This window comes from Arthrobacter sp. NPDC058127 (genome assembly GCF_042884555.1).
Classification (GTDB): Bacteria; Actinomycetota; Actinomycetes; order Actinomycetales; family Micrococcaceae; genus Arthrobacter.
The window spans coordinates 23,561-43,757 of record NZ_JBHVTT010000026.1 but is presented as its reverse complement, the minus strand read 5'-3'; the positions used below and the strand labels follow the sequence as shown (position 1 = coordinate 43,757).

17 protein-coding genes and 1 pseudogene are annotated in these 20,197 nt (G+C 63.4%); 12 read left to right on the top strand and 6 right to left on the bottom strand.

All coding sequences use genetic code 11. The features are described from left to right. Positions 1–5: 5 nt before the first annotated feature. From ACFVTG_RS22945 to ACFVTG_RS22925, 5 genes are all read right to left on the bottom strand, one after another. Positions 6–770: an amino acid ABC transporter ATP-binding protein gene (locus ACFVTG_RS22945; RefSeq protein WP_390283043.1), complete on the bottom strand. Its 765-nt coding sequence runs from the start codon at positions 768–770 to the stop codon at positions 6–8. After that, entirely contained in the window at positions 767–1,681 is a 915-nt protein-coding gene (locus ACFVTG_RS22940; RefSeq protein ID WP_390283042.1) for an amino acid ABC transporter permease, read from the bottom strand. Before ACFVTG_RS22940 ends, ACFVTG_RS22945 begins: the two co-directional genes overlap by 4 nt. Positions 1,682–1,754: 73 nt before the next feature. Then, complete coding sequence (gene argH, locus ACFVTG_RS22935; RefSeq protein ID WP_390283041.1) at positions 1,755–3,197, bottom strand: argininosuccinate lyase; 1,443 nt, start codon at positions 3,195–3,197, stop codon at positions 1,755–1,757. Positions 3,198–3,614: 417 nt separating this feature from the next. Next, positions 3,615–4,679, bottom strand: a complete 1,065-nt coding sequence (locus tag ACFVTG_RS22930; protein ID WP_390283040.1) for a LacI family DNA-binding transcriptional regulator — start codon at positions 4,677–4,679, stop codon at positions 3,615–3,617. A 417-nt stretch (positions 4,680–5,096) separates the two neighbouring features. Then, a complete protein-coding gene (locus ACFVTG_RS22925; RefSeq protein WP_390283039.1) occupies positions 5,097–5,594 on the bottom strand; it encodes an Lrp/AsnC family transcriptional regulator in 498 nt (165 codons plus the stop codon). Positions 5,595–6,012: 418 nt separating this feature from the next. Here ACFVTG_RS22925 and ACFVTG_RS22920 point away from each other — a divergent pair, with 418 nt between their 5' ends. The 11 genes and pseudogenes from ACFVTG_RS22920 (at position 6,013) to ACFVTG_RS22870 (ending at position 18,565) form a co-directional block, all read left to right on the top strand. Beyond that, positions 6,013–7,524 carry an APC family permease gene (locus ACFVTG_RS22920; RefSeq protein WP_390283038.1) on the top strand — a complete coding sequence of 504 codons (1,512 nt, stop codon included), beginning with the start codon at positions 6,013–6,015 and terminating at the stop codon, positions 7,522–7,524. Positions 7,525–7,529: 5 nt separating this feature from the next. Further along, the gene (locus tag ACFVTG_RS22915; RefSeq protein ID WP_390283037.1) at positions 7,530–8,345 is read left to right on the top strand and encodes a polysaccharide deacetylase; all 816 of its coding nucleotides are present in this window, start codon (positions 7,530–7,532) and stop codon (positions 8,343–8,345) included. Next, on the top strand, positions 8,342–9,868 hold the full coding sequence (locus ACFVTG_RS22910; protein ID WP_390283036.1) for a C45 family autoproteolytic acyltransferase/hydolase: 1,527 nt from the start codon (positions 8,342–8,344) through the stop codon (positions 9,866–9,868). Before ACFVTG_RS22915 ends, ACFVTG_RS22910 begins: the two co-directional genes overlap by 4 nt. After that, positions 9,865–10,635 carry an SDR family NAD(P)-dependent oxidoreductase gene (locus tag ACFVTG_RS22905; RefSeq protein WP_390283035.1) on the top strand — a complete coding sequence of 257 codons (771 nt, stop codon included), beginning with the start codon at positions 9,865–9,867 and terminating at the stop codon, positions 10,633–10,635. The genes ACFVTG_RS22910 and ACFVTG_RS22905 overlap by 4 nt, the downstream gene beginning before the upstream one ends. A gap of 20 nt (positions 10,636–10,655) precedes the next feature. Beyond that, entirely contained in the window at positions 10,656–11,696 is a 1,041-nt protein-coding gene (locus ACFVTG_RS22900; RefSeq protein WP_390283034.1) for a Rieske 2Fe-2S domain-containing protein, read from the top strand. Beyond that, positions 11,677–12,681: a PDR/VanB family oxidoreductase gene (locus tag ACFVTG_RS22895; RefSeq protein ID WP_390283033.1), complete on the top strand. Its 1,005-nt coding sequence runs from the start codon at positions 11,677–11,679 to the stop codon at positions 12,679–12,681. Before ACFVTG_RS22900 ends, ACFVTG_RS22895 begins: the two co-directional genes overlap by 20 nt. A gap of 69 nt (positions 12,682–12,750) precedes the next feature. Then, positions 12,751–14,133 (top strand): aspartate aminotransferase family protein, encoded by a 1,383-nt coding sequence (locus ACFVTG_RS22890; protein WP_390283032.1) that lies wholly within the window; start codon positions 12,751–12,753, stop codon positions 14,131–14,133. Between the two features lie 44 nt (positions 14,134–14,177). Further along, positions 14,178–14,300, top strand: a pseudogene (locus tag ACFVTG_RS22885) (hypothetical protein); the annotation flags it as partial. A 44-nt stretch (positions 14,301–14,344) separates the two neighbouring features. Next, positions 14,345–15,820 (top strand): gamma-aminobutyraldehyde dehydrogenase, encoded by a 1,476-nt coding sequence (locus ACFVTG_RS22880; RefSeq protein ID WP_390283031.1) that lies wholly within the window; start codon positions 14,345–14,347, stop codon positions 15,818–15,820. A 593-nt stretch (positions 15,821–16,413) separates the two neighbouring features. Continuing rightward, positions 16,414–17,703 carry an ammonium transporter gene (locus ACFVTG_RS22875; RefSeq protein ID WP_390283030.1) on the top strand — a complete coding sequence of 430 codons (1,290 nt, stop codon included), beginning with the start codon at positions 16,414–16,416 and terminating at the stop codon, positions 17,701–17,703. A gap of 337 nt (positions 17,704–18,040) precedes the next feature. Continuing rightward, positions 18,041–18,565, top strand: coding sequence for a DUF2306 domain-containing protein (locus ACFVTG_RS22870; RefSeq protein ID WP_390283029.1), 525 nt, complete (start codon positions 18,041–18,043; stop codon positions 18,563–18,565). An 84-nt stretch (positions 18,566–18,649) separates the two neighbouring features. Here the strand turns inward: ACFVTG_RS22870 and ACFVTG_RS22865 are convergent, their stop codons facing one another. Continuing rightward, positions 18,650–19,246, bottom strand: coding sequence for a TetR/AcrR family transcriptional regulator (locus ACFVTG_RS22865; protein WP_390283028.1), 597 nt, complete (start codon positions 19,244–19,246; stop codon positions 18,650–18,652). Between the two features lie 160 nt (positions 19,247–19,406). Here ACFVTG_RS22865 and ACFVTG_RS22860 point away from each other — a divergent pair, with 160 nt between their 5' ends. Beyond that, positions 19,407–20,180 (top strand): SDR family oxidoreductase, encoded by a 774-nt coding sequence (locus ACFVTG_RS22860; protein ID WP_390283027.1) that lies wholly within the window; start codon positions 19,407–19,409, stop codon positions 20,178–20,180. Positions 20,181–20,197 lie beyond the last annotated feature (17 nt).

The following is a 20,197-nucleotide window of genomic DNA, read 5'->3' as shown; positions in this document are numbered from 1 at the left end:
AGCGGCTAGAGGACACGTGACAGGAAAGCCTGCGTGCGTTCGTGTTGGGGGTTTCCGATGACTTCCGACGGCGGCCCCATCTCGACGATCTGTCCGTTGTGCATGAAGGCCACGCGGTCAGCGACTTCCTTGGCGAAGCCGATTTCGTGGGTCACCACGATCATGGTGAGGCCCGAGAGGGCGAGGTCCTTCATGACATCGAGGACTTCGCCCACGAGCTCGGGGTCCAATGCCGAGGTCGGCTCATCGAAAAGAATCAGTTCCGGTCTCATGGCCAGCGCCCGGGCGATTGCCACGCGCTGCTGCTGGCCTCCGGAGAGCTGCCGGGGGTAGGAGACCTCCCGGCCTGCGAGCCCGACCCGTGCCAGCAATTCGGAAGCGAATTTGCGGGCGTCGGCCGGTTTTTCCTTCTTGACCAGGACCGGGCCTTCGATGATGTTTTCCAGGACGGTCAGGTGGGGAAACAGGTTGAACCTCTGGAAGACCATGCCGATGGACTGCCTCTGCCGGGCAGCTTGCTTGTCTGAAAGCTCGAACAGGCGGTTCCCGTCCTGCCGGTAGCCCACCACACGGTCACCCACCCAGATACGGCCGTTGGAAAGTGTCTCAAGGTGGTTGATGCAGCGCAGGAAGGTGCTTTTGCCGGATCCCGAAGCGCCCAACAGGCAGACCACTTCGCCGGACCTGACCTCGAGGTTGATCCCTTTCAGGACCTCATTGAGGCCGAAGCTCTTGTGGACGTTTTCAGCCCGGACAAGGACGTCGCTCATCGGATGGCCTTTCTGTTGGTGCCGAAGAATTTCTTCAGGTGCTGGAGCGGTGTCAGTGGAAGCTGTTTGCTGGAAGAACCCTTGGCGAAGAAGCGCTCCAGGTAGAACTGGCCGATGCTCAGGAGCGACACCGCTCCCAGGTACCAGACGGCGCACACGATCAGGAGTTCCATGATTCGGTTGTTCACGTAGTAGATGTGCTGGGCTTCGGAGAGGATTTCGCTCACACCGATGGCCGATGCGAGCGAGGTGGTCTTGAGCATGCCGATCACCTCGTTGCCGAGCGGCGGGATGATGACCCGCATGGCCTGCGGCAGGACGATTTTCCGCATTGCCTGTAGCCGGGTCATGCCGATTGCCTGGGCAGCTTCGGTCTGCCCTTCGTCGACGGACAGGATGCCGCCGCGGACCACCTCGGAGGTGTAGGCGCCCTGGTTGAGGCCGAGGCCGATCGAGGCCGCCACGAACGGCGTCAGGAGGTCGATCATCCTTCCCTGGAACACCCCCGGGATCCCGATATACGGGAAGATGAGGGCCAAGTTGAACCACATGAGTAGTTGCAGGTAGACCGGGGTTCCGCGGAAAACCCAGATGTACAGCCAGGCCACCCCTGACACCACCGGGTTCTTGGACAGCCTCATGACGGCCGTGATAACGCCCAAGGCAACGCCAATGACCATCGCGACGACCGTCAGGATGATCGCAACGCCAATTCCTTGGATTAGCACCGGGACGGTCAGGTATTCCTGGACGGTGGGCCAGTCGATCTGCGCGCGGGAAAAGGAGATTCCCAGCCAGACCAGCAGCAACACGACGAAGGCCGCGCCGGCCCAGCGGCCTATGTGGCGGCGCGGGACAATTTTCAGCTCTGGCACGTCGCTCGCGACGCGCGGCTCGATTTGAGTATTCATAGCTGTTCCTGGCTGTTCCTAGGTTAGGGATCGATGTGCGGCTGAGAGTATGGTCACGGCACGGACCACCTTTCTAGCCTTGGTCTTCCGGCGTGACCCGAAGGCCTTGATAGTCGCCGGTCCAGCTCTTCACCTGGTCAAGGTTCGCCCGCAGGCGGGTGAGCTGTTCCGCAACGCGATGCGGTGCGGTTCCACCGAACCCGGAATGTGCCTCGAGTGCGGCTTCGATGGTGAGGACCGATTTCACTTCGGGTGTGAGGCGGGGGTCCACGGATACGAGCTGTTCAGTGCTGAGATCCCCGTAGTCCAATCCGTTCGTTTCGCAAAAACGGACCAAGGCCCCCGAAATCTCATGCGCCTCACTGAACGGGATGTCCTGCTTGGCAAGCCAATCGGCGACCTCAGTGGCGAGGGTGAACCCCGCCGTCGCCTGCTTTGTGGTGACCTCGACGTTGACCGTGAAGGTGCGCACCAGCCCGCTGAGGGCCGGAAGCGCCACCTCCAGGGTGTCCACCGCGTCGAAGACGGCGTTTTTGTCTTCCGCGAGGTCCCGGTTGTAAGCCAGGGGAAGCGACTTGACGCTGGCCATGAGGCCCATGAGGTCGCCAAGGACCCGGCCTGACTTCCCCCGGGCAATTTCGGCGATGTCGGGGTTCTTCTTCTGCGGCATGATCGAGCTGCCCGTGCAGTAGACGTCATCCATGCGGATCCAGCCGAATTGCTGGGATGCCCAGGAGATGATTTCTTCACACAGACGGGAGATGTCGATCAAAGTCAGGGAGCAGACGAACAGGAATTCGATTGCCGCATCCCTGCTTCCGACGGCGTCGATCGAGTTCTCGGCGCTCGTTTCGTACCCCTGCTCCCGGGCGGCAAGCTCGGGGTGGAGCGCGAAAGTCGAACCGGCAAGAGCTGCTGCGCCGAGCGGGGAAACAGCTGATCGGCGGTCCCAATCCTGGAAGCGGTGCAAATCCCGCAGCAGCGGCTGGGCGTGGGCCAGAAGCTGGTGGCCGAAGACCACAGGCTGCGCCGACTGGAGGTGGGTGAATCCCGGCACCGGGGTGCGAAGGTGCTGCTCGGCCTGCCCCGCCAATGCTTCGGCCAGCTCCAGCACGAGGGCGCTGACCTCGCGGACCTTGTCCCGCATGTATAGGCGAAGATCGTTGGCTGCTTGGTCATTGCGGGACCGGCCTGCCCGGATCTTGCCGCCAACGGGTCCCATGCGCTCGATCAAGAGGCGCTCCAAGAAGGTGTGGACATCTTCGTCGCCCTGCTGTGGAACTGCCTTTCCCTGCGCAACATCATGCGCCACCTCGTCGATCGTGGAGAGGAAGCCGGGCAGCTCGTCGTCGTTGATGAGTCCCACCCGGTTCAACTCACGGACGTGGGCCCGGGAACCATGAAGGTCATAAGGGGCCAAAGCAAAGTAGCGAGGGTCCGAGCGGGACAAGCGGGACAGCTCCGGACTCGACGTGCCGGCGAACCTGCCGCCCCACAGCTTGGTCTGTCCTGTCATGAGTGAAACTCCTAGATCTATCGGCGTCTTACCACTGGTGGGGTGCATCCGGTGAGCTACGTCACCTTGGGTGCAACTAAAGTATTTCTTTAGTAAACCAGTGAGGTCAATGAAATTTGAGATATTTCTGAGATTTAAACATGCAATTTACAGAGAATGTTCACGTTTGAAACATGCGTCATCGCCATCTGAGACACCGGTATCATTCTTCTCGGAGAGACCGGTGTCTCTTCTGACGAACCGTACAGGACACCGGTATCTTCATCAATAGTTTTTTGATTTGCTACATCGACGCCGGCGCATTCGGGCAGGATTCAAGGCAAGCGCAGCACCCGGCAGGCACGGTTGGAAGGCGCGCCCTGCGGTCGCGAGCGGCCGGCCAGGGCACTGGCTACCGCTGCTGCCAGAGCGCGGAGATTACGGAGTAGCGAGGCTGAGGTGTCCCACTGATTCGCGTTCCACGAACTCAGTGGGAAGAAGGTGATCTGTTGATTCGGGCCCGCCACCGGCAATTCTGGCAAGCAGGATCTCCGCGGCACGAACGCCCAGTTCGTAAGACGGGACGTGCACGGCGGAGACGGGAGGCGCACTGACGGTCATCCAGTCGGTGTCATCCAGGCAAACCAAGGACACATCATCCGGAACCCGGAGCCCTAGCGCCTTGATGGCTTGAAAGGCAGGGAGGGCCAGGCGGCTATAAGACATAATCAGGGCACTGGGGCGGCCAGGAGAGCGCAGCAGCTCAGTTACGGCGGCATGGGTGAATTCAGGGCTCATGACTCCCGAAATGAACTGGTACTCAAGGCCGGTCTCGGCGGACTCGTCCTTGATGGCACGCACGCGGTCCGCAATGGTCGAAATAGGCAACGGGTGCCCTGCTTCCAGTTCAGCCGGCGTCTTGGTGGTCGCCGAGACGAAAGCAATCCTTCGGTGACCATGCTCCGCCAGATGAGCCAGAACCTTGCGGGCGTCAGCGTATGAATCCGTCCCCACCCGGTCCGCAACGACATCGTCCGGCCGCCGGTCAAAAAGAACCAGGGGCCTTTCCATCCTGACAACATCAAGCAAGTGTGCTGAATCGCTCCGCGTCGCGGAAGCAACCACCAATCCGTCCACCCTCTTGTCGAGGAAGACCTGAACCGCAGCCCTTTCCGCCTCGACGTTCTCATCCGTGTTGGCAAGGATCACGTCGAACCCGGATTCTTTGGCTTTGTCCGCGATACCCCTGACTGCCCGGGCAAAATATGGATTCTCGATGTCGCTGACAACCACGCCGATGGTGTGGGACCGCCCCGAGCTAACACTGCGGGCAAGGGCATTTCCGCGGTATCCCAGGGTTTCCGCGGCAGCGACCACCATCGCGACAAGCTCGCTACTGACGGATCCATACCCGCCCAACGCCCGCGCCGCCGTCGAACGTGAAACGCCGGCGAGGCGCGCAACATCCATGAGGCTTGCAGTCCGATGCGACAGGGAATCCATGAATAGAATCTACATCAAAGTTAGCCGCATTCCAGCAAATTCCATCCGTAAGTGTCGCGGAAAGACACCGGTATCACTGACAATGGAGATATACCCAGCCGAATATCGGGTCGACCGCGCTATGGTTGCAGATTGTGCGAGGCCCAGTTCGAGCCGAGTACACCCTGGACGCGCGAGAATATTCGCGGCACGGCCCCATAAGTGAGCGCGGCCTCGGGTTCCTGGGCAACATCGTCCGCCAAAAGGGATCGCGAGGAGATGCGGGCTGCCCTCCCCCATACCGCAGAGCGCCCGTTCCTGGGGATAGCCATTGCTGCGGGCGTGCCAACTGCATGAGAAACACAAGAGCCGCTCGGAAAGGCACGCGAGGATGCAACGCCTGCCGCGGATAACACGGTTCCGGGTGGATCAGTGCCTTCAGCCCGCCCCCTGCACCGACGCACCGCTGGATCCCAGCGCCCCAGGCGGCGTAACGTAGCGCAACTTGTGGACCTTAAGCACAGACGTGGTCTCCATGTGCTTAACGCCCGGCAGGCGGCCAATCTTCTCGTTAAGAATCGTCCACAGGGCGGTGTTGTCCGTGCTGAGGATCTCCACGCAAATATCAGCGCGACCCAGCACGGTCGAAACGTACGTAACCTCGGGCAGCGCGGATACCGCTTCGACGACCTCTTGGTGCCGGCTGGGCTCGACCTCGAGAAACACTATCCCCAATTGGGTCCGGCCAAGTGATTCGGGATCGGCGAAGGCGACGATGCGAAGGATGTTCAGATCCTGGAGCCGCTTGACTCGGGCGCGGACAGTTGCTTCCGAGGTGTCGAGGTTGCGGCCGATTTCACGCAGGGCCTTCCGCCCGTCCTGCTCCAGCTCGCGCACTATGTCGCGGTCCAGGTCGTCCAACACGTAGTTGCTCATACCGCAGATATTATCGGACTCCTGCGGAATTCAGCGTAGGCAAGGCCTCGCACCTCATCTTTGCGTTGCGTTCGGCCTGCGGCGCTACGCAATGCGCTTCGATAGCCGTCCCCCGATCGGCACATCCACCTCCCGTACGCCGCAAGCCAGCCGATACGTGCCCTCGGGCCATTGGATCCCGATCGGGACGAAGGGCCCCTCCGTCGCCACTTCATTTCCAAGGACACTATATGCGCAGCCCTCCTTCCAAGATTCAACGCAATGCGTCGCTTGAGAGCGCTTGTGCTACGCAATGCTTAATGTTAGCGTCGTCACACGCAACAGCTTGCGTGATGAGTATCGCAGCTCTCAGCGTCGAGAGCGGAAGATTCAGGAACACGCCCCTCCGCCCCCGAGGCACAAACAAGGAGACAGCATTATGAGCACTCACGACTCCCTAGCCGGCGAGCACGGCTATCAAAAGACCCTGAGGTGGTGGGACGGCTTCACAATTAGCCTCTCCATTCCGGCGGCCCTATTCATCGCCATGGGATATGCCATGGGGGCGATCGGGGCCTGGGCCGCCATCGCCCTGGTGTTCGCGGTCGCCGTTATCGCCTGCCTGCAGAACTACGTCTATTCAGAAATGGCCGGTATGTTCGGCGAGCAGGTCGGCGGGATCTCGATGTACGCCAACCAGGGCTGGCGGTCCCGCACGGTGTTGGCGGGCCCGCTGGCGACCTTCGGCTACTGGTTCAGCTGGTCAAGCTCGCTGGCGATCTACGGCCTGCAGATCGGCACGCTCGCTCAGGCGCAGTGGTTCCCGGACCAGACCTGGACGTTCTCTACCGGTCTCGCCACCGTCGGCTTCCCCCACATGGTTGCCCTGGGAGTCCTGCTGCTGGGCTGGGGAATGAATGTGCTCGGCATGCGTCCGGCCATGTGGATCATCTACGTCACCGGCGTGCTTATCCTGATTCCCATCGGCATCTTTGCCTCCGCAGCCTTCACCAGCCCTTCCTGGTCCATTTCGAACCTTCACTGGGACCTGGCCTCCAGCGGCGCTCCGGCCTGGCAGACGGTGCTTGCTTGGATGTTCGTCATGGCCTGGTCGGTCTACGGCATCGAAGCCGTGGCGGCATTTGTCCCCGAGTTCCGGGACACCGTCCGCGACACCCGCATCTCACTGAAACTCGCCGGATTCTTCGTTCTGGCTGTGTACTTCCTGGTTCCCCTCGGCGTCGGCGGCCTTTCCGACCAGGCTGACATCGCCCAGAACCCTGTCACCTTCTACCTGCAGGCCTTCGACCGGCTCATTCCGGGCAGTGACTGGATGATGACCATCTGCCTGATTGCCGGACTGATGCTCATGATGGTGACCACGACGGCGGCCGGTGGCCGCGTGCTCCACGGCAGCGCCCTCGAGGGTCTGACCATCCGTCAGCTTGGCAAGATGAACCGCTTCAAGATGCCCGGGCGGGCCATGTCCCTGGACCTGGTGGTCAACGTCATCCTGATCCTGTTTGTCGGTGATGCCCTCGCCGTGATCGTCGCCGGGATCATGGGCTATCTCATCTGCCACGTCCTGTCACTGACCGGCTTTATCAACCTCCGCCGCGACCGGCCGGGCGCCGAGCGACCGATTCGCCTTGGCCGCCAGTGGATCTACATTGCGGGTGTGCTGGCCGTCATCGACACGCTCATGCTGGTGGTCGGCGTCGCCAGTTCCGGAATCACAGGCTACGGCGGGCCAAAGGAAGTCATCATCGGCATCTTCGTGCTGTCCCTGTCCGTAGTCCTTTATTTCTACCGCCAAATGAAACAGGACGGACAGCCGTTCAGGTGGCGCCACGCGGGCGCCGAAACCGCCCCGACGGCGCCCACCGCCGCACAAACCACACCCGAAGACGACATTGACGGGGCCATCGTGACTGCAGGAGAAAGGGAGTAGTGGCCGTGAGCACCTGGCCCGACAACAAGGCAGCCGCTGTTTCGCTCACCTTCGACGTCGACGCCGAAGCCGGCTGGCTCGGCGAAGGCGAAGAATACGCCCGGCGCCTCACAATCCTGTCCGAAGGCCGCTACGGGATCACCCGCGGCGTCCCGCGCATCCTCGAACTTCTGGCCCGCTACGACATTCCCGGCACGTTCTTCGTCCCCGGGCACACGGCCGAACACAACCCCGGATTGGTCAACACCCTACTGGAAGCGGGCCACGAAGTGGCCCATCACGGCCACCTGCACCTGCGCAGCGACAAGGTCAGCACGCAAAGGCAAAGGGACGAGATCGAACGCGGACTCGGCGCGCTCGAGCGCGCCGGCGCCCCGCGCCCGGCCGGGTACCGCTCCACCTCCTGGGAACTCACTCCCGAGACCTTCGCCTTGCTGGTCGAACACGGCTTCACATACGACTCCAGTTGCATGGGCGACGACCGTCCCTATGTGGAGCGTTGGAACAGCCTCCACATCCTGGAGCTCCCCGTGCACTGGTCCTTGGATGACTATCCGCGGTTCGGCTGGAACATCGACGGCGGCGGAAACGTCGCTGATCCCGAAGAGCTCCAGCGGTGCTGGATCTCGGAGTTCGAATCGGCACGCGCCGAGCGACGCCACACCACCTTCACGATGCATCCGGAAGTGATTGGCCGCCCCTACCGGCTGGCCCAGTTCGAACGCGTCATCGAGCACATGGCCACGTCCAACGATGTCTGGTTCGCCCGCCTCGACGACGTCGCCCACCACGTGGCCCCCGCCCTGCTGGAGCTGGCATGAGCACCTACCGGTTCCGCTCGACCCAAACCAACCCTTCGGCACGCGGGCTTGAATTCGGACGCCTCCACGCCGACAAGATCCGTGCCTCCCTCGCCGCATACCAGCGGCTCTTTGAGCGCGCGGCCGGTTCCCCCGTGGACGTGGCATTCTGGGGCGAAGCCGCCGCAGGGCAGATCAAGGCGGTTTCACCTGCACTCCTCGAGGAAATCGAGGGAATGGCGAAAGGCGCGGCCGTTCCGCTGACCTCCCTCGCGGCCATCAACGCCCGCACTGAGATCCTGGCCGCGGTGGGGTGCACCGCCGCCAAGGAGTGCTCCACCGTAGTGCATGTGCCCTCCTCGGGTGCGCCGGTGGCTGTCCAGGCGTGGGACTGGCACCCGGAACTGGCCGATTTGTGGCTGGTCTGGGAGATCCCGCATGCTGACGGCCGTCTAACCACTACCGTGACCGAATACGGCATCGTTGGAAAAATCGGCGTCAACGCGCACGGCCTGGGAATCCTGTTCAACATCCTGCACCACGAACAAGATGGCCACGGCATCGGCGCCCCGGTGCACGTCCTGGCGCGGGCGGTGCTCGACGAGTCCCGGAACCTCAACCAGGCGATGCTCCGGCTGGCCTCCGCGCCGGTGTCAGCGTCAACATCGCTGACCCTCGTGGCCCACGCGGCCGGTGAGTCCGCCGCGGTCAGCGTCGAGCTTAATCCTGGCGGCGTCGGATACGCACTTCCGGACGCCCAGGGGCTGCTGGCCCACACCAACCACTTCCTGAGCAGCCCCGCGTCCTCGCACGACACCGAACCGCGCAACGGCCCGGACACCGTGCTCCGACTCGACGGCATCCGGCGCCGCGCGCGGCGCCTGCACCCCCCGCACAACAGCGGCCGGATCGACGAAACCGCCCTCCTGGCGGTCCTGGACTCGCATCTGCTGGGCGGCGGCGCCACCTGCTGCCACGCAGATCCGGCGCTGCCCGCCGACTCCAGCTTCGACACCCTTGCCACCGTTTCCCTCAACGTCCAGGACGGCACCCTCTCCGCACACACGGGAGGACCCTGCACCCACCCATCACGCACCACGACATCACCAAAGGAGAACGCTGTGCTGAACCTCAAGCGCATCGACAACATGGACATCCTGACCCGCGACGTCGACAAATTGGTCGACTTCTACCACGGCACCCTGGGCCTCGCCTTCCACTTGCCGTACGAGCCCGACGAGGAATGGGCCGCCATCAACATGGGAAATCTGACCCTGTACATCTTCAAGTCCGAGGTGGGCGAGCACGCACCGCGCCGCACGGCCATCAACGAAGAGAACGCCCCGGGCTTCGATTCCTTCGCCTTCGAAGTGGACGATCTGGACCAGGCCGAAGCCCACCTCGACGGGAAAGTGGAATGGGTGGTCGAACGGATCGAATGGAAGCATCCGAACGGCACCTGGTACCGCTACCGTCCCTTCTTCGACCCCGACGGCAACATGATCTACATCACCGAGCCCCACATCACGGAAGTGGTCGAATGAGCATCACGGACATCCCCGGCGTCCGCCTCGATGGCAGGGTCGCCGTCGTCACCGGAGCCGCCCGCGGCATGGGCGCCGCCCATGCCCGTACCCTCGCCTCGCGGGGTTGCGAACTGGTCCTCGCCGATCTGGACCTCGCGGAACTCGACGCCGTCGCCGCCGAGATCCTGGCGACCTTCGGACGCAAAGCCGTGACGCTGCAGCTTGACATCACCGCCCCCGACGCCGGGCAGCGCCTGGTGGATGCCGCCGTCGGGAGCTGGGCGCGGCTGGACATCCTGGTCCACAACGCGGGCCTCATGCACAACTGGAAAACGCTAGGGGAAACGCCGGCCGAAGACCTTGAACCGTACTTCGCCGTCAACGTCCTGGCTCCATATTCGATCACGCGAACCGCCGTTCCGTGGCTCCGCAAGAGCGAGGCACCCCGGGTCATCTTCATTTCCTCGCAATGGGGACAAGTACCGGACGGCCATTCCTACGGCTACATGACCTCCAAGGCAGCCCAGCTTTCGCTGACGAAGGCCTTGTCGAAGGAACTGATCGAAGACGGCATCCTGGTCAACGCCGTCGCGCCCGGCGCCATCCACACGCGGATGGTCCCGGACGAAGCGTACGACGCCGAACTCGCCGCAGTGCCCCTCGGCCGCCTGGGCGACCCTTACGAAATTGCCGCCGCCGTGGCCTTTCTCGCCTCGGACAGTGCCGCGTTCATCACCGGACAAACCATCAGCGTCAACGGTGGCGCATTGATTACCGGCGCCTAGCGCCGCCAGAAAGGACCATCATGACTACAACACTCGAACCCGCCACCCCGGTTGTCGCCACCAAGCGCGAACTGGCCGAGGCCGCTATGCGCCGTTCCTGGTTCCCCGTAGCCCGCATGGCGGACCTCGACAAACCCCAGAGCGCCACTCTCCTGGGCACCAAACTGGTGGTCTACCGCACCGGTGACGGCACCGTCGCCGTTCAAGACCGGCGCTGCCCGCACCGCGGCGGCGACCTGTCCAAGGGCGAGGTGCACCAGTCCTCGATTGGATGCCCCTACCACGGCTGGCAGTTTGCCGCGTCGAGCGGAGCCTGCGTGCGCGTTCCGTCGTTGGCGGACCAGTGCAAGATCCCGGGCAGGGCCGCCATCAAGTCCTACCCTGTTGAATTGCGGTACGGGCATGTGTGGACGGTGCTGGAGGATCCGATCCGGGAGATGTACGACGTCGAGCGTTGGCGCGGCCTGGACCTGGAGTGGTTGGCCGGTCCGGCGATGGATTCCGCCGTCGGAGTGGGCATCACCATTGAGAACTTCCGCGATGTGGCGCACTTCCCGTTTGTCCACAAGGTCTCGATGGGGCCCTCCCCGGAGGTTGTGGAGCCCCTTGAAGTGACCCGCGCAGGGCTGGACATCAAGATGGAGCGCCCGCTGAACGCGTCCACCGGCGAATGGGCTGAAGACGGTGACGCGATGATGTACTACGAGTGCTCCGCGCCGGGTCTGGCAACCATCACTTATGACTACGAGCGCCTGGGCCACCGGATTGTGGCCGGGTTCCCCTGCCCGGTGGACTACGAGACGGTCGTGATCTTTTGGGGCGTGGCCAACGAGGTCGGCTACAAGGGTGCCGGCCTGGAGGAGTGCCTGCGCGTCGAGGAGATGGTCTACCGCGAGGACCTTCCGATTGCGGACGGCATCGAGCCGCGCGAGATTCCCTGGGACGCCGAGAGCCAGGAGTTCTCGGTCCCCGCGGACCTGTTCACATTGAACTACCGCCGGTCCTTCAATGAGCTGATGAACCGGGTCAAGGAGGAATCCCGTGTTGACGCTTCAGCCTGAGCCGGACCTCGCGGAACTGGAGGATGGCAGGAGCCAAGGGGCCGTCACGATCAGAGTCCGGGTCATCGCAACCCGCCGGGAAGCCGAGTCGGTGACCTCCTTCGAGCTGGCCAGCCCCGATGGGAGTCTCCTGCCTTCCTGGCAGCCCGGGGCGCACATCGACGTTCATCTGCCCTCGGGAACGGTCCGGCAGTACTCCCTGTGCGGCGACCCCGGGGACGCGACCTCGTACCGGATTGCCGTCCTGGAACTTCCCCAGGGCCGCGGCGGATCCGTGGAGGCGCACCGCGAACTGCGGCCCGGCCACGTCCTGAAGATCGGGGTGCCGCGGGAGAACTTCTCCCTGGCACCCGCGCAACGGTACGTCTTCGTTGCCGGCGGCATTGGCATTACGCCCCTGCTGCCGATGATCCGGGAGGTCCAGCGGAGCGGGAAGCAGTGGACGCTGTTCTATGGCGCCCGGTCGGTGGACCACTTTGCCTTCGTTGATGAGCTGCAGTCCTTGGATGAGCCGTCCGTGCGGCTGCTGTCCCAGGACACCGGCGGCCACCCGGACCTGGCGGCCATCGTCGATGGCGCCGCGGGTGCCGCCGTGTACACCTGCGGACCGGCCGGGCTGATGGATGCCCTGTCCGAGCAGATGGAGCGCGCCGGTCGCGTGTCGGAACTCCACCTTGAACGGTTTGCCCCGGCAGCACCAGCCGCGGTGGCGACGGACGGCGGCTTCGACGTCGAACTAAGCCGCAGCGGGATCGTGGTCGGGGTGGGCGGGGGGGAAAGCGTCCTCGAAGCGGTCCGCGCGGCCGGCGTCGAACACCCTTCCTCCTGCGAAATGGGCATCTGCGGCACCTGCGAGGTCAAAGTCCTGTCCGGTCACATCGACCACCGCGACGAGCTGCTGACCGACGCCGAACGAGCTGCGGGCAATTGCATGATGATGTGCGTTTCCCGCGCCAAGTCCCCTCGCCTGGTGCTCGACCTCTAACGGCACCGCACCACATGCGTTCCTCCCCCCACCCAGCAACAACAACCCCATTGAGAAAAGGTGATATCCGTGACCCAGCTAGCTGAGCAGCGGAACCGGACCGATTTGAAGTCCGCAGCAAGGGACAACCTCTGGCTGCACTTCTCCACCCAGCCCCAGGCAGACGACGAGCTGCCAATGATCGTGCGAGGTGAAGGCGCCTACGTCTACGACGACCACGGGCGCAAATACCTGGACGGGCTCGCGGGCCTGTTCACCGTCCAGGTCGGCCACGGCCGGAGCGAACTGGCTCAGGTGATGGCCCGCCAGGCCTCTGAACTCGCGTTCTTCCCCCTATGGTCCTTCGCCAACAAGCCCGCCACGGAGCTGGCCGAAAGGCTGGCACTGCTCGCCCCGCCAGGGCTGAACAAGGTGTTCTTCACCAACAGCGGAAGCGAATCCGTGGAATCGGCCTGGAAGCTTGCCAAACAGTACTTCCGGCTCACCGGACGGCCGCAAAAGCACAAAGTCATCTCCCGGACCACGGCGTACCACGGCACGACGCACGGCGCCCTTTCCATTACGGGGATCGCGGACTTGAAGATCGATTTCGAACCCCTAGTGCCCTCTTCGCACCGCGTCACCAACACCAACCTTTACCGCGCGGCACACCATGCGGACGATCCTGCCGCGTATGGGCTGTGGGCCGCGAACGAGATCGAGGCCATGATCCTCGCCGAAGGCCCGGAGACCGTTGCCGCCGTGTTCCTGGAACCGGTCCAGAACGCCGGCGGCTGCTTCCCACCACCGCCGGGTTACTTCGAGCGCGTGCGCGAAATCTGCGACCAATACGACGTCCTGCTGGTCAGCGATGAAGTCATCTGTGCCTTCGGCCGGCTCGGCACCTACTTCGGTGCGGAGAAGTTCAATTACGTTCCGGACATCATCACCTGCGCAAAAGGCCTGACGAGCGGTTACGTGCCCATGGGGGCGATGATCGCGTCGGACCGCCTCTTCGAGCCCTTCGCCAAAGGCGAGGCCTTCTTCAAGCACGGATACACCTTCGGTGGCCACCCCGTCGCGGCCGCAGTGGCGCTGGCCAACCTGGACATCTTCGAGCGCGAGGGACTCAACCAGCACGTCCTGGGCAACGAGGACGCCTTCCGCGGCACCCTCGAAAAACTCCTGGACCTTCCCTTGGTAGGCGACGTACGAGGGAACGGCTACTTCTACGGCATCGAACTGGTCAAGGACAAGGCCACCAAAGAAACCTTCACCCCGGAAGAAAGCCACCGGATCCTCAAGACCTTCCTCTCCAAGCAGCTCTTCGACAACGGCCTATACTGCAGGGCTGACGACAGAGGGGACCCTGTCATCCAGCTCTCCCCGCCGCTGATCATTGGACAGGCCGAGTTCGACGAAATGGAGCAGATCCTTCGGCATACCCTCACCGCAGCGTCGGCGCTGCTCTAGCAGAGCAGCGCCCACCCGCACCATCAAAGGTTTTCCAGCCCGGCTCCGTGCTGGTGGGCATCGCAGAGGACCAGGGCGGCTGCTTCGAGAGCACGTACCCCGCCACGCCCCAGGCACCCACGCTCGGCGTGGAGTTGGCGCCGCTGAGTGACCTCATTTCGGCCTAGACGAATCCGCCGCGCAGACGCCAAACAAGAAAAGGTACCTACACATGCATCAGTTCATTGACGGGCAAAGCCAGACCGGCACCTCCGGCCGCAAACTAGACATCGTCGATCCTTCCACCGGCGAAACGGTGGAAACGGTGGCCCTCGCGAGTGCGGCCGACGTCGACCTCGCGGTGGCTGCCGCGCGGGCAGCGTTCCCGGAGTGGTCCACCACCTCCCCGGGTGAACGTTCGGCTGTTCTTACCCGATTCGCTCGCCTGCTTGAAGACCAGGCAGAGGAGTACGCTGTGGCGGAGAGCCGCCAGACCGGCAAGCCGCTTCGCTTGGTCCGCGAATTCGATATTCCGGGGACGATCGACAACGTGGACTTCTTCGCCGGCGCCGCCCGGAACCTGGAAGGTAAGGCCACCGCGGAGTACTCCCCGGACCACACGTCGAGCATCCGCCGCGAACCCATCGGAGTCATCGGATCGATTTCACCCTGGAACTACCCGCTGCAGATGGCCGCCTGGAAGATCCTTCCTGCCATCGCAGCGGGCAACACGATCGTGCTCAAACCTGCCCAAATCACCCCGCTGACTTCCCTGATGTTCGCCCGGACCCTGCAACAGGCGGGCCTGCCGGACGGAGTGGTGAACATCGTCGTCGGTGACGGAACCGAAGCCGGCGCAGCCCTCATGCGCCACCCCGACGTCGACATGGTCTCCTTCACCGGCTCCACCGGGGTTGGCCGGAGCGTCCTGGAAGCCGCCGCCACGAACTCCAAACGAGTCCACCTTGAGCTTGGTGGAAAGGCGCCGTTCGTCGTTTTTGAGGACGCCGACCTTGAGGCCGCCGTCCACGGCGCCGTTGCGGGAAGCCTGATCAACACCGGGCAGGACTGCACCGCCGCCACCCGGGCCATTGTCCACCGAAGTGTCTACCAGGAGTTTGTTGCCAAGGTTGCTGAGCTCTACCGGGGCATCCGGGTCGGAATACCGGCGGATGTGGAGACCGACATCGGCCCGCTGGTTTCCTATGCACACCGGGACCGGGTGGCCGCGATGGTGGACCGGGCCCGGGCGTACGCCACGATCGTCATCGGCGGCGAAATCCCCGGTGAGGATCTGGCCGCAGGCGCCTTCTACAGTCCCACGCTGATCATCGACGCTGCAGCGGACAGCGAAATTGTTCGCGATGAGGTCTTCGGCCCTGTCTTGACGGTGCTGCCCTTCGAAACCGACGACGAAGCCATCGCCCTAGCCAACGACACCCCCTACGGGCTCGCCGCGTCGGCTTGGACCCGTGATGTGTACCGCTCCTTGCGAGCCAGCCGCGAGATCAAGGCCGGCTGCGTTTGGATTAACGACCACATCCCGATCATCAGCGAGATGCCCCACGGCGGCGTGAAGGAATCAGGTTTTGGCAAGGACATGTCCGCCTACTCATTCGACGAATACACCCAGATCAAGCACGTCATGTATGACATCACCGGCGCTGCCGTCAAGGACTGGCACCGGACCATATACCGGCTTCGCTGACGCCGTCCGTTGAATTCACCGTCCACGACGCATTTGACCCGGAAAAGTACGAGCCGTTCGGACTGGGGCACGTGCAATGGGTGCGCCGTCCGCGCGACGGAGACCGGCCGGCGCTGTCAGCATCGAAGGCCACCTGCGCATCGAGGTCATCGGCAGCGTCATTCAACAAAGGCGCTCGGACTGGATGCTTCGTCTACTCCTGCCCCCCACTCCCCGAATAGGACCACTAAAGGCTTGATCATGACTGGAACCACCGCCCCGACCGAACAAACCGACGTCGTTATCATCGGCACGGCTTTGCAGGCCTCATTGCCGCCCGCGAACTACAGTCCGGGCGATCCGTGATCGTTCGGGAATTGGTGTTACCTAAGGGGACACGCCGTTGAACAACGTTAGTCAAGGTGGTGTTACAGCCGTGCGCTCGGAACGTTAAATCCTCACGTCGCGATCGGCCGGCGATTGCAACGGAAACGTAACGCATGCGAAACCCACAATCGTTCACTGTCATGAATCATGGTTTCATCTCACGGTTACTTTGTGCGTGGTCTTGCGCTCATCACCGTCAGACCCCAACCCCTTCTGATTGGAGTCCCATGAATTCTGGAGATACCGCCTGGATCCTCGCCGCGAGCGCGCTGTTATGCATCATGATTCCCGGCCTTGCACTCTTCTACGGCGGCATGGTCGGGTCGCGAAGGATCCTGAACATGATGATGATGTGCTTCGGCGGAATGAGCATCGTGGCTGTGCTGTGGGCCGTATTCGGCTACTCGATGGTCTTCGGCAACTCCGTCGGGGGTGCCGGCCTCATCGGCAACATCACGGAATACTTCGGGATGGAGCAATTGCTGTCCGAGGACCCGAACGCTGCGATACCTGCCGCCCTGTTCGCTGCCTTCCAGTTGTTCTTCGCCGGAATCACGACGGCAATCATCGCCGGAGCGGCGGCAGGAAGAATGAAATTCGGTGCCTGGATGACCTTCGCCGCCCTATGGGCAACCCTTGTCTATTTCCCTGTCGCACACTGGGTATTCGCCTTCACCTCGGCCGATGGGTCGGTGACCGGCGGCTGGATCGTGAACAACCTCAAAGCCATCGACTTCGCCGGCGGAACGGCCGTGCACATGAACGCAGGAATCGCAGCCCTGGCACTTGCACTGGTCCTGGGACGCAGCGCCGGCTGGCCCAAGAGCGAACACACCAAACCCCACAGCCGGCCGCTCGTCCTGGTCGGCGCGGGACTCCTGTGGGCCGGCTGGTTCGGCTTCAACGCAGGCTCGGCGCTCACGGCCGGGCAGTCAGCCTCCGTGGTGTTCCTTAATACCGCCGTCGCCGCTTGTGCGGGCCTCCTGGCCTGGGCGCTCGTCGAACGCATCCGCCTGGGCAGCGCCAGCAGCATGGGCGCCGCCTCCGGCCTGATCTCAGCCCTTGTCGCCATCACCCCCGCGTGCGGGGCCGTCAGCCCTCTCGGTGCCCTCGCCATCGGCGTGATCGCCGGCGCCGTCTGCTCCCTGGCCATCGAACTGAAGTTCCGCATGGGCTTCGACGATTCACTCGACGTGGTCGGCGTCCACCTGGTCGGCGGCATCCTCGGCACCCTGCTGATCGGCTTGTTTGCGACGGACGCAGCTCCGAACAAGGTCAACGGACTCTTCTACGGCGGAGGTTTCGGTCTGCTCGGCATTCAGACGGTGGCAACCCTGGCCGTGCTCGCCTACTCCTTCATCGTCACCTGGATCATCGCCAAGGTCCTCAACGTCACGATGGGCCTGCGCATCCACGAGGCCGACGAACTACGCGGAATCGACATCGCGGCCCACTCCGAAGCCGCCTACCTCAGCGACGAAGAACCCGTCGAACTCGGCTCCCCGCACCGCGCCTAGACTGGCACCGGGGGCCTCCGCTGCGAAGGCCCCCCGCACTGCCAACCAAGGACCGATCACCGCACGTAGGTTTGTCCGGCGCTGTTAGTTCGCAGCGAGTTCCAGGGCTCCATGGGCAAATTACGGAGGCCGGCGTAGGCCCGCCAACAACTCGAGATGAACGACGGCCTGGACCTGGGCCGGGCCCGGATTCTCGACGAGTTCCGGAAGGAAACCCCGCCTGCGCTTTTGAGCTCATCACGCGGCATTTCGCAGACAACTTGGGGACCACCGTCACATTCCGTGACCGCCTTGGGGGTGGACTGGATCGGTAAGATCGTGCCCCTATCCTAGGGTCATGGGGAATCTGAGTGTGCTGGTGATCAGCCATCTTGTTGCGGCACTGTATGTAGTTGCGATCGGCCCGGTCCAGATCCTGCGGCCTCGCAGGGACCGCGTGCACCGGATCGTGGGGTACTTGTGGATTTCGGCCATGTACTACGTGTGTCTGAGCAGCTTCTGGATTGTCAGCGAGGGGCATTTCACCTGGCTCCATGCACTCTCGGCCTTCACGCTGGTGACAGTGACCCTGGGTCTTGTCGTAGCCATCAAAGGCAACATCCGAGCCCACCGAGGCAACATGATCGGTAGCTACATCGGCACACTCATCGCCTTCGGATTTGCCGTCGGTGTCCCGAGTCGAAGCATTCCGCGCCTTCTTTCCGCCGATGCGGGGACCGGAGTTTTCGTTGCCCTGCTAGTGGCATTGAGTATCGGGGCTGTGTACGTTTCGTTGATCCGGGGAAGCAGGTCCAGATCCCAGGCGCGGTCACGTGCCCCGCGACGCCGGGCCGAGGTGCCGGCGAACAGCACGCACGGCTGAGGACGGCGATCGAAGCGTAGTCCCCAGCCTGTTCAACGGCCCGGAATGAACCGGAATTTTCCGCGGCCCGGAAGCTGAACCGAGCTATGCGCCGATCGCGGTGATGGCATAGTTCGCGATGCGGGTGAGGTCTTCCTTGGTGGCGCCGTCGCGGGCTTGCTGGCTCATGCCTTGCAGTGTTGCCCCGACAAAGGCGGCCATGGCTTTGGTGTCGGTGTTTTGCGGGATGAGCCCTGCGTCCAGGTCGCGGGTGAGGGCTTCGGCCATGGCGGCGATGTTGTCGTTGCGCATTTTGGCGAGGCGGTCTGCGACGTGGCGGTTGGCGGAGGTCACGGTCACGGCGGCGCTGATGACCAGGCAGCCTCCCGGGTACGAGGTCGAGGCGTAATGGTCGGCCGCTTCGAGCAGCAGTCGGCGCATGAGCGCCAAACCGGTGGCTTCTTCCGCGAAGGCGATCGACATGAAATTGCCGTGGGTGGCGTTGTAATGGTCGACGACGGAAAAGAACAGATCTTCCTTGGACCCGAAAGCCTTGTACAGGCTGGGCGGGTTGATGCCCATGGCGTGGGTCAGTTCCGCGAGGGACGCGCCTTCGTATCCGTGGTCCCAGAAGACCAGCGTGGCCGCTTCCAAAGCATCCTCGACATTGAATTTGCGCCCTTGACCTGCTTTGCCTGACATCGTTGTCCTTCCGTTTGCCTGTTGTTTCCAGACGCCCCCTTTCGTCCGTTCAATACTTGCAGCCTCCCCGGCCGCCGCCGCGGGCATGTGGCGAGCTTCACAGCTCCGGGGGCGAAATAATTCTTGTAGTGATCGCTACACGTATGTAAGTATCTCACTCATGAGCGAAACTAACAAAGACCAGATTGCTGTTGTGACAGGTGCCAGCCGTGGAATCGGTGCCGCGATTGCTTCCCGCCTCGCCGCCGACGGCTTCACGGTCGGGATCCACTACGGGCGCGACGTCGAAGCCGCGGACGCCGCGGTAGCTGCCATCGAGGACGCCGGGGGCAAGGCGTTCGCTTTCCGCGCCGATCTCGCTGCCGGCACCGCGGCGGAGGACTTCTGGGCCTCCTTCGACAAGGCCGCGGCGGAGGCGGGAATAATCGGCCGGCGCCTGAAGGTCCTGGTCAACAACGCCGGGGTCACCCTCCGCGGAGCGATTGAAGACTTCAGCCGCGAGGATTTCCTCTCCCAGCAGGCCGTGAACGTCAACGCCCCGTACTTCATCGTCAAGGAAGCCCTCCCGCGGATCGTCGACGGCGGCCGGATCGTGAACATCTCCTCGGGCGTGACCCGCATCGCGTTCCCGGAAATCATCGGCTACTCCCTGACCAAGGGCGCCATCGACGCCTTCACCCTGACCCTCGCCAAACACCTCGGACCCCGCGGGATCACCGTCAACGCCGTGGCCCCGGGCGTCGTGGACACCGACATCAACGCGTCCTGGCTGCGCGGCAACCAGGACGCCATCGACGGCGTGTCCGCGAGCACTGCACTCGGCCGTGTCGGCCAGCCCGAGGACATCGCGAGCATCGTCGCGTTCCTCGCCTCCGACGACGGCCGCTGGGTCACCGGACAGACCGTCGACGCCACGGGCGGAACCAATCTATAAGACAACCACCCGCACTA

What these genes read in the sequence shown, in the direction of transcription:
- ACFVTG_RS22945 (WP_390283043.1), bottom strand. Translation starts at nt 770, where the DNA reads ATGAGCGACGTCCTTGTCCGGGCTGAAAACGTCCACAAGAGCTTCGGC.
- ACFVTG_RS22940 (WP_390283042.1), bottom strand. Translation starts at nt 1,681, where the DNA reads ATGAATACTCAAATCGAGCCGCGCGTCGCGAGCGACGTGCCAGAGCTG.
- argH (WP_390283041.1), bottom strand. Translation starts at nt 3,197, where the DNA reads ATGACAGGACAGACCAAGCTGTGGGGCGGCAGGTTCGCCGGCACGTCG.
- ACFVTG_RS22930 (WP_390283040.1), bottom strand. Translation starts at nt 4,679, where the DNA reads ATGGATTCCCTGTCGCATCGGACTGCAAGCCTCATGGATGTTGCGCGC.
- ACFVTG_RS22925 (WP_390283039.1), bottom strand. Translation starts at nt 5,594, where the DNA reads ATGAGCAACTACGTGTTGGACGACCTGGACCGCGACATAGTGCGCGAG.
- ACFVTG_RS22920 (WP_390283038.1), top strand. Translation starts at nt 6,013, where the DNA reads ATGAGCACTCACGACTCCCTAGCCGGCGAGCACGGCTATCAAAAGACC.
- ACFVTG_RS22910 (WP_390283036.1), top strand. Translation starts at nt 8,342, where the DNA reads ATGAGCACCTACCGGTTCCGCTCGACCCAAACCAACCCTTCGGCACGC.
- ACFVTG_RS22905 (WP_390283035.1), top strand. Translation starts at nt 9,865, where the DNA reads ATGAGCATCACGGACATCCCCGGCGTCCGCCTCGATGGCAGGGTCGCC.
- ACFVTG_RS22900 (WP_390283034.1), top strand. Translation starts at nt 10,656, where the DNA reads ATGACTACAACACTCGAACCCGCCACCCCGGTTGTCGCCACCAAGCGC.
- ACFVTG_RS22880 (WP_390283031.1), top strand. Translation starts at nt 14,345, where the DNA reads ATGCATCAGTTCATTGACGGGCAAAGCCAGACCGGCACCTCCGGCCGC.
- ACFVTG_RS22875 (WP_390283030.1), top strand. Translation starts at nt 16,414, where the DNA reads ATGAATTCTGGAGATACCGCCTGGATCCTCGCCGCGAGCGCGCTGTTA.
- ACFVTG_RS22870 (WP_390283029.1), top strand. Translation starts at nt 18,041, where the DNA reads ATGGGGAATCTGAGTGTGCTGGTGATCAGCCATCTTGTTGCGGCACTG.
- ACFVTG_RS22865 (WP_390283028.1), bottom strand. Translation starts at nt 19,246, where the DNA reads ATGTCAGGCAAAGCAGGTCAAGGGCGCAAATTCAATGTCGAGGATGCT.
- ACFVTG_RS22860 (WP_390283027.1), top strand. Translation starts at nt 19,407, where the DNA reads ATGAGCGAAACTAACAAAGACCAGATTGCTGTTGTGACAGGTGCCAGC.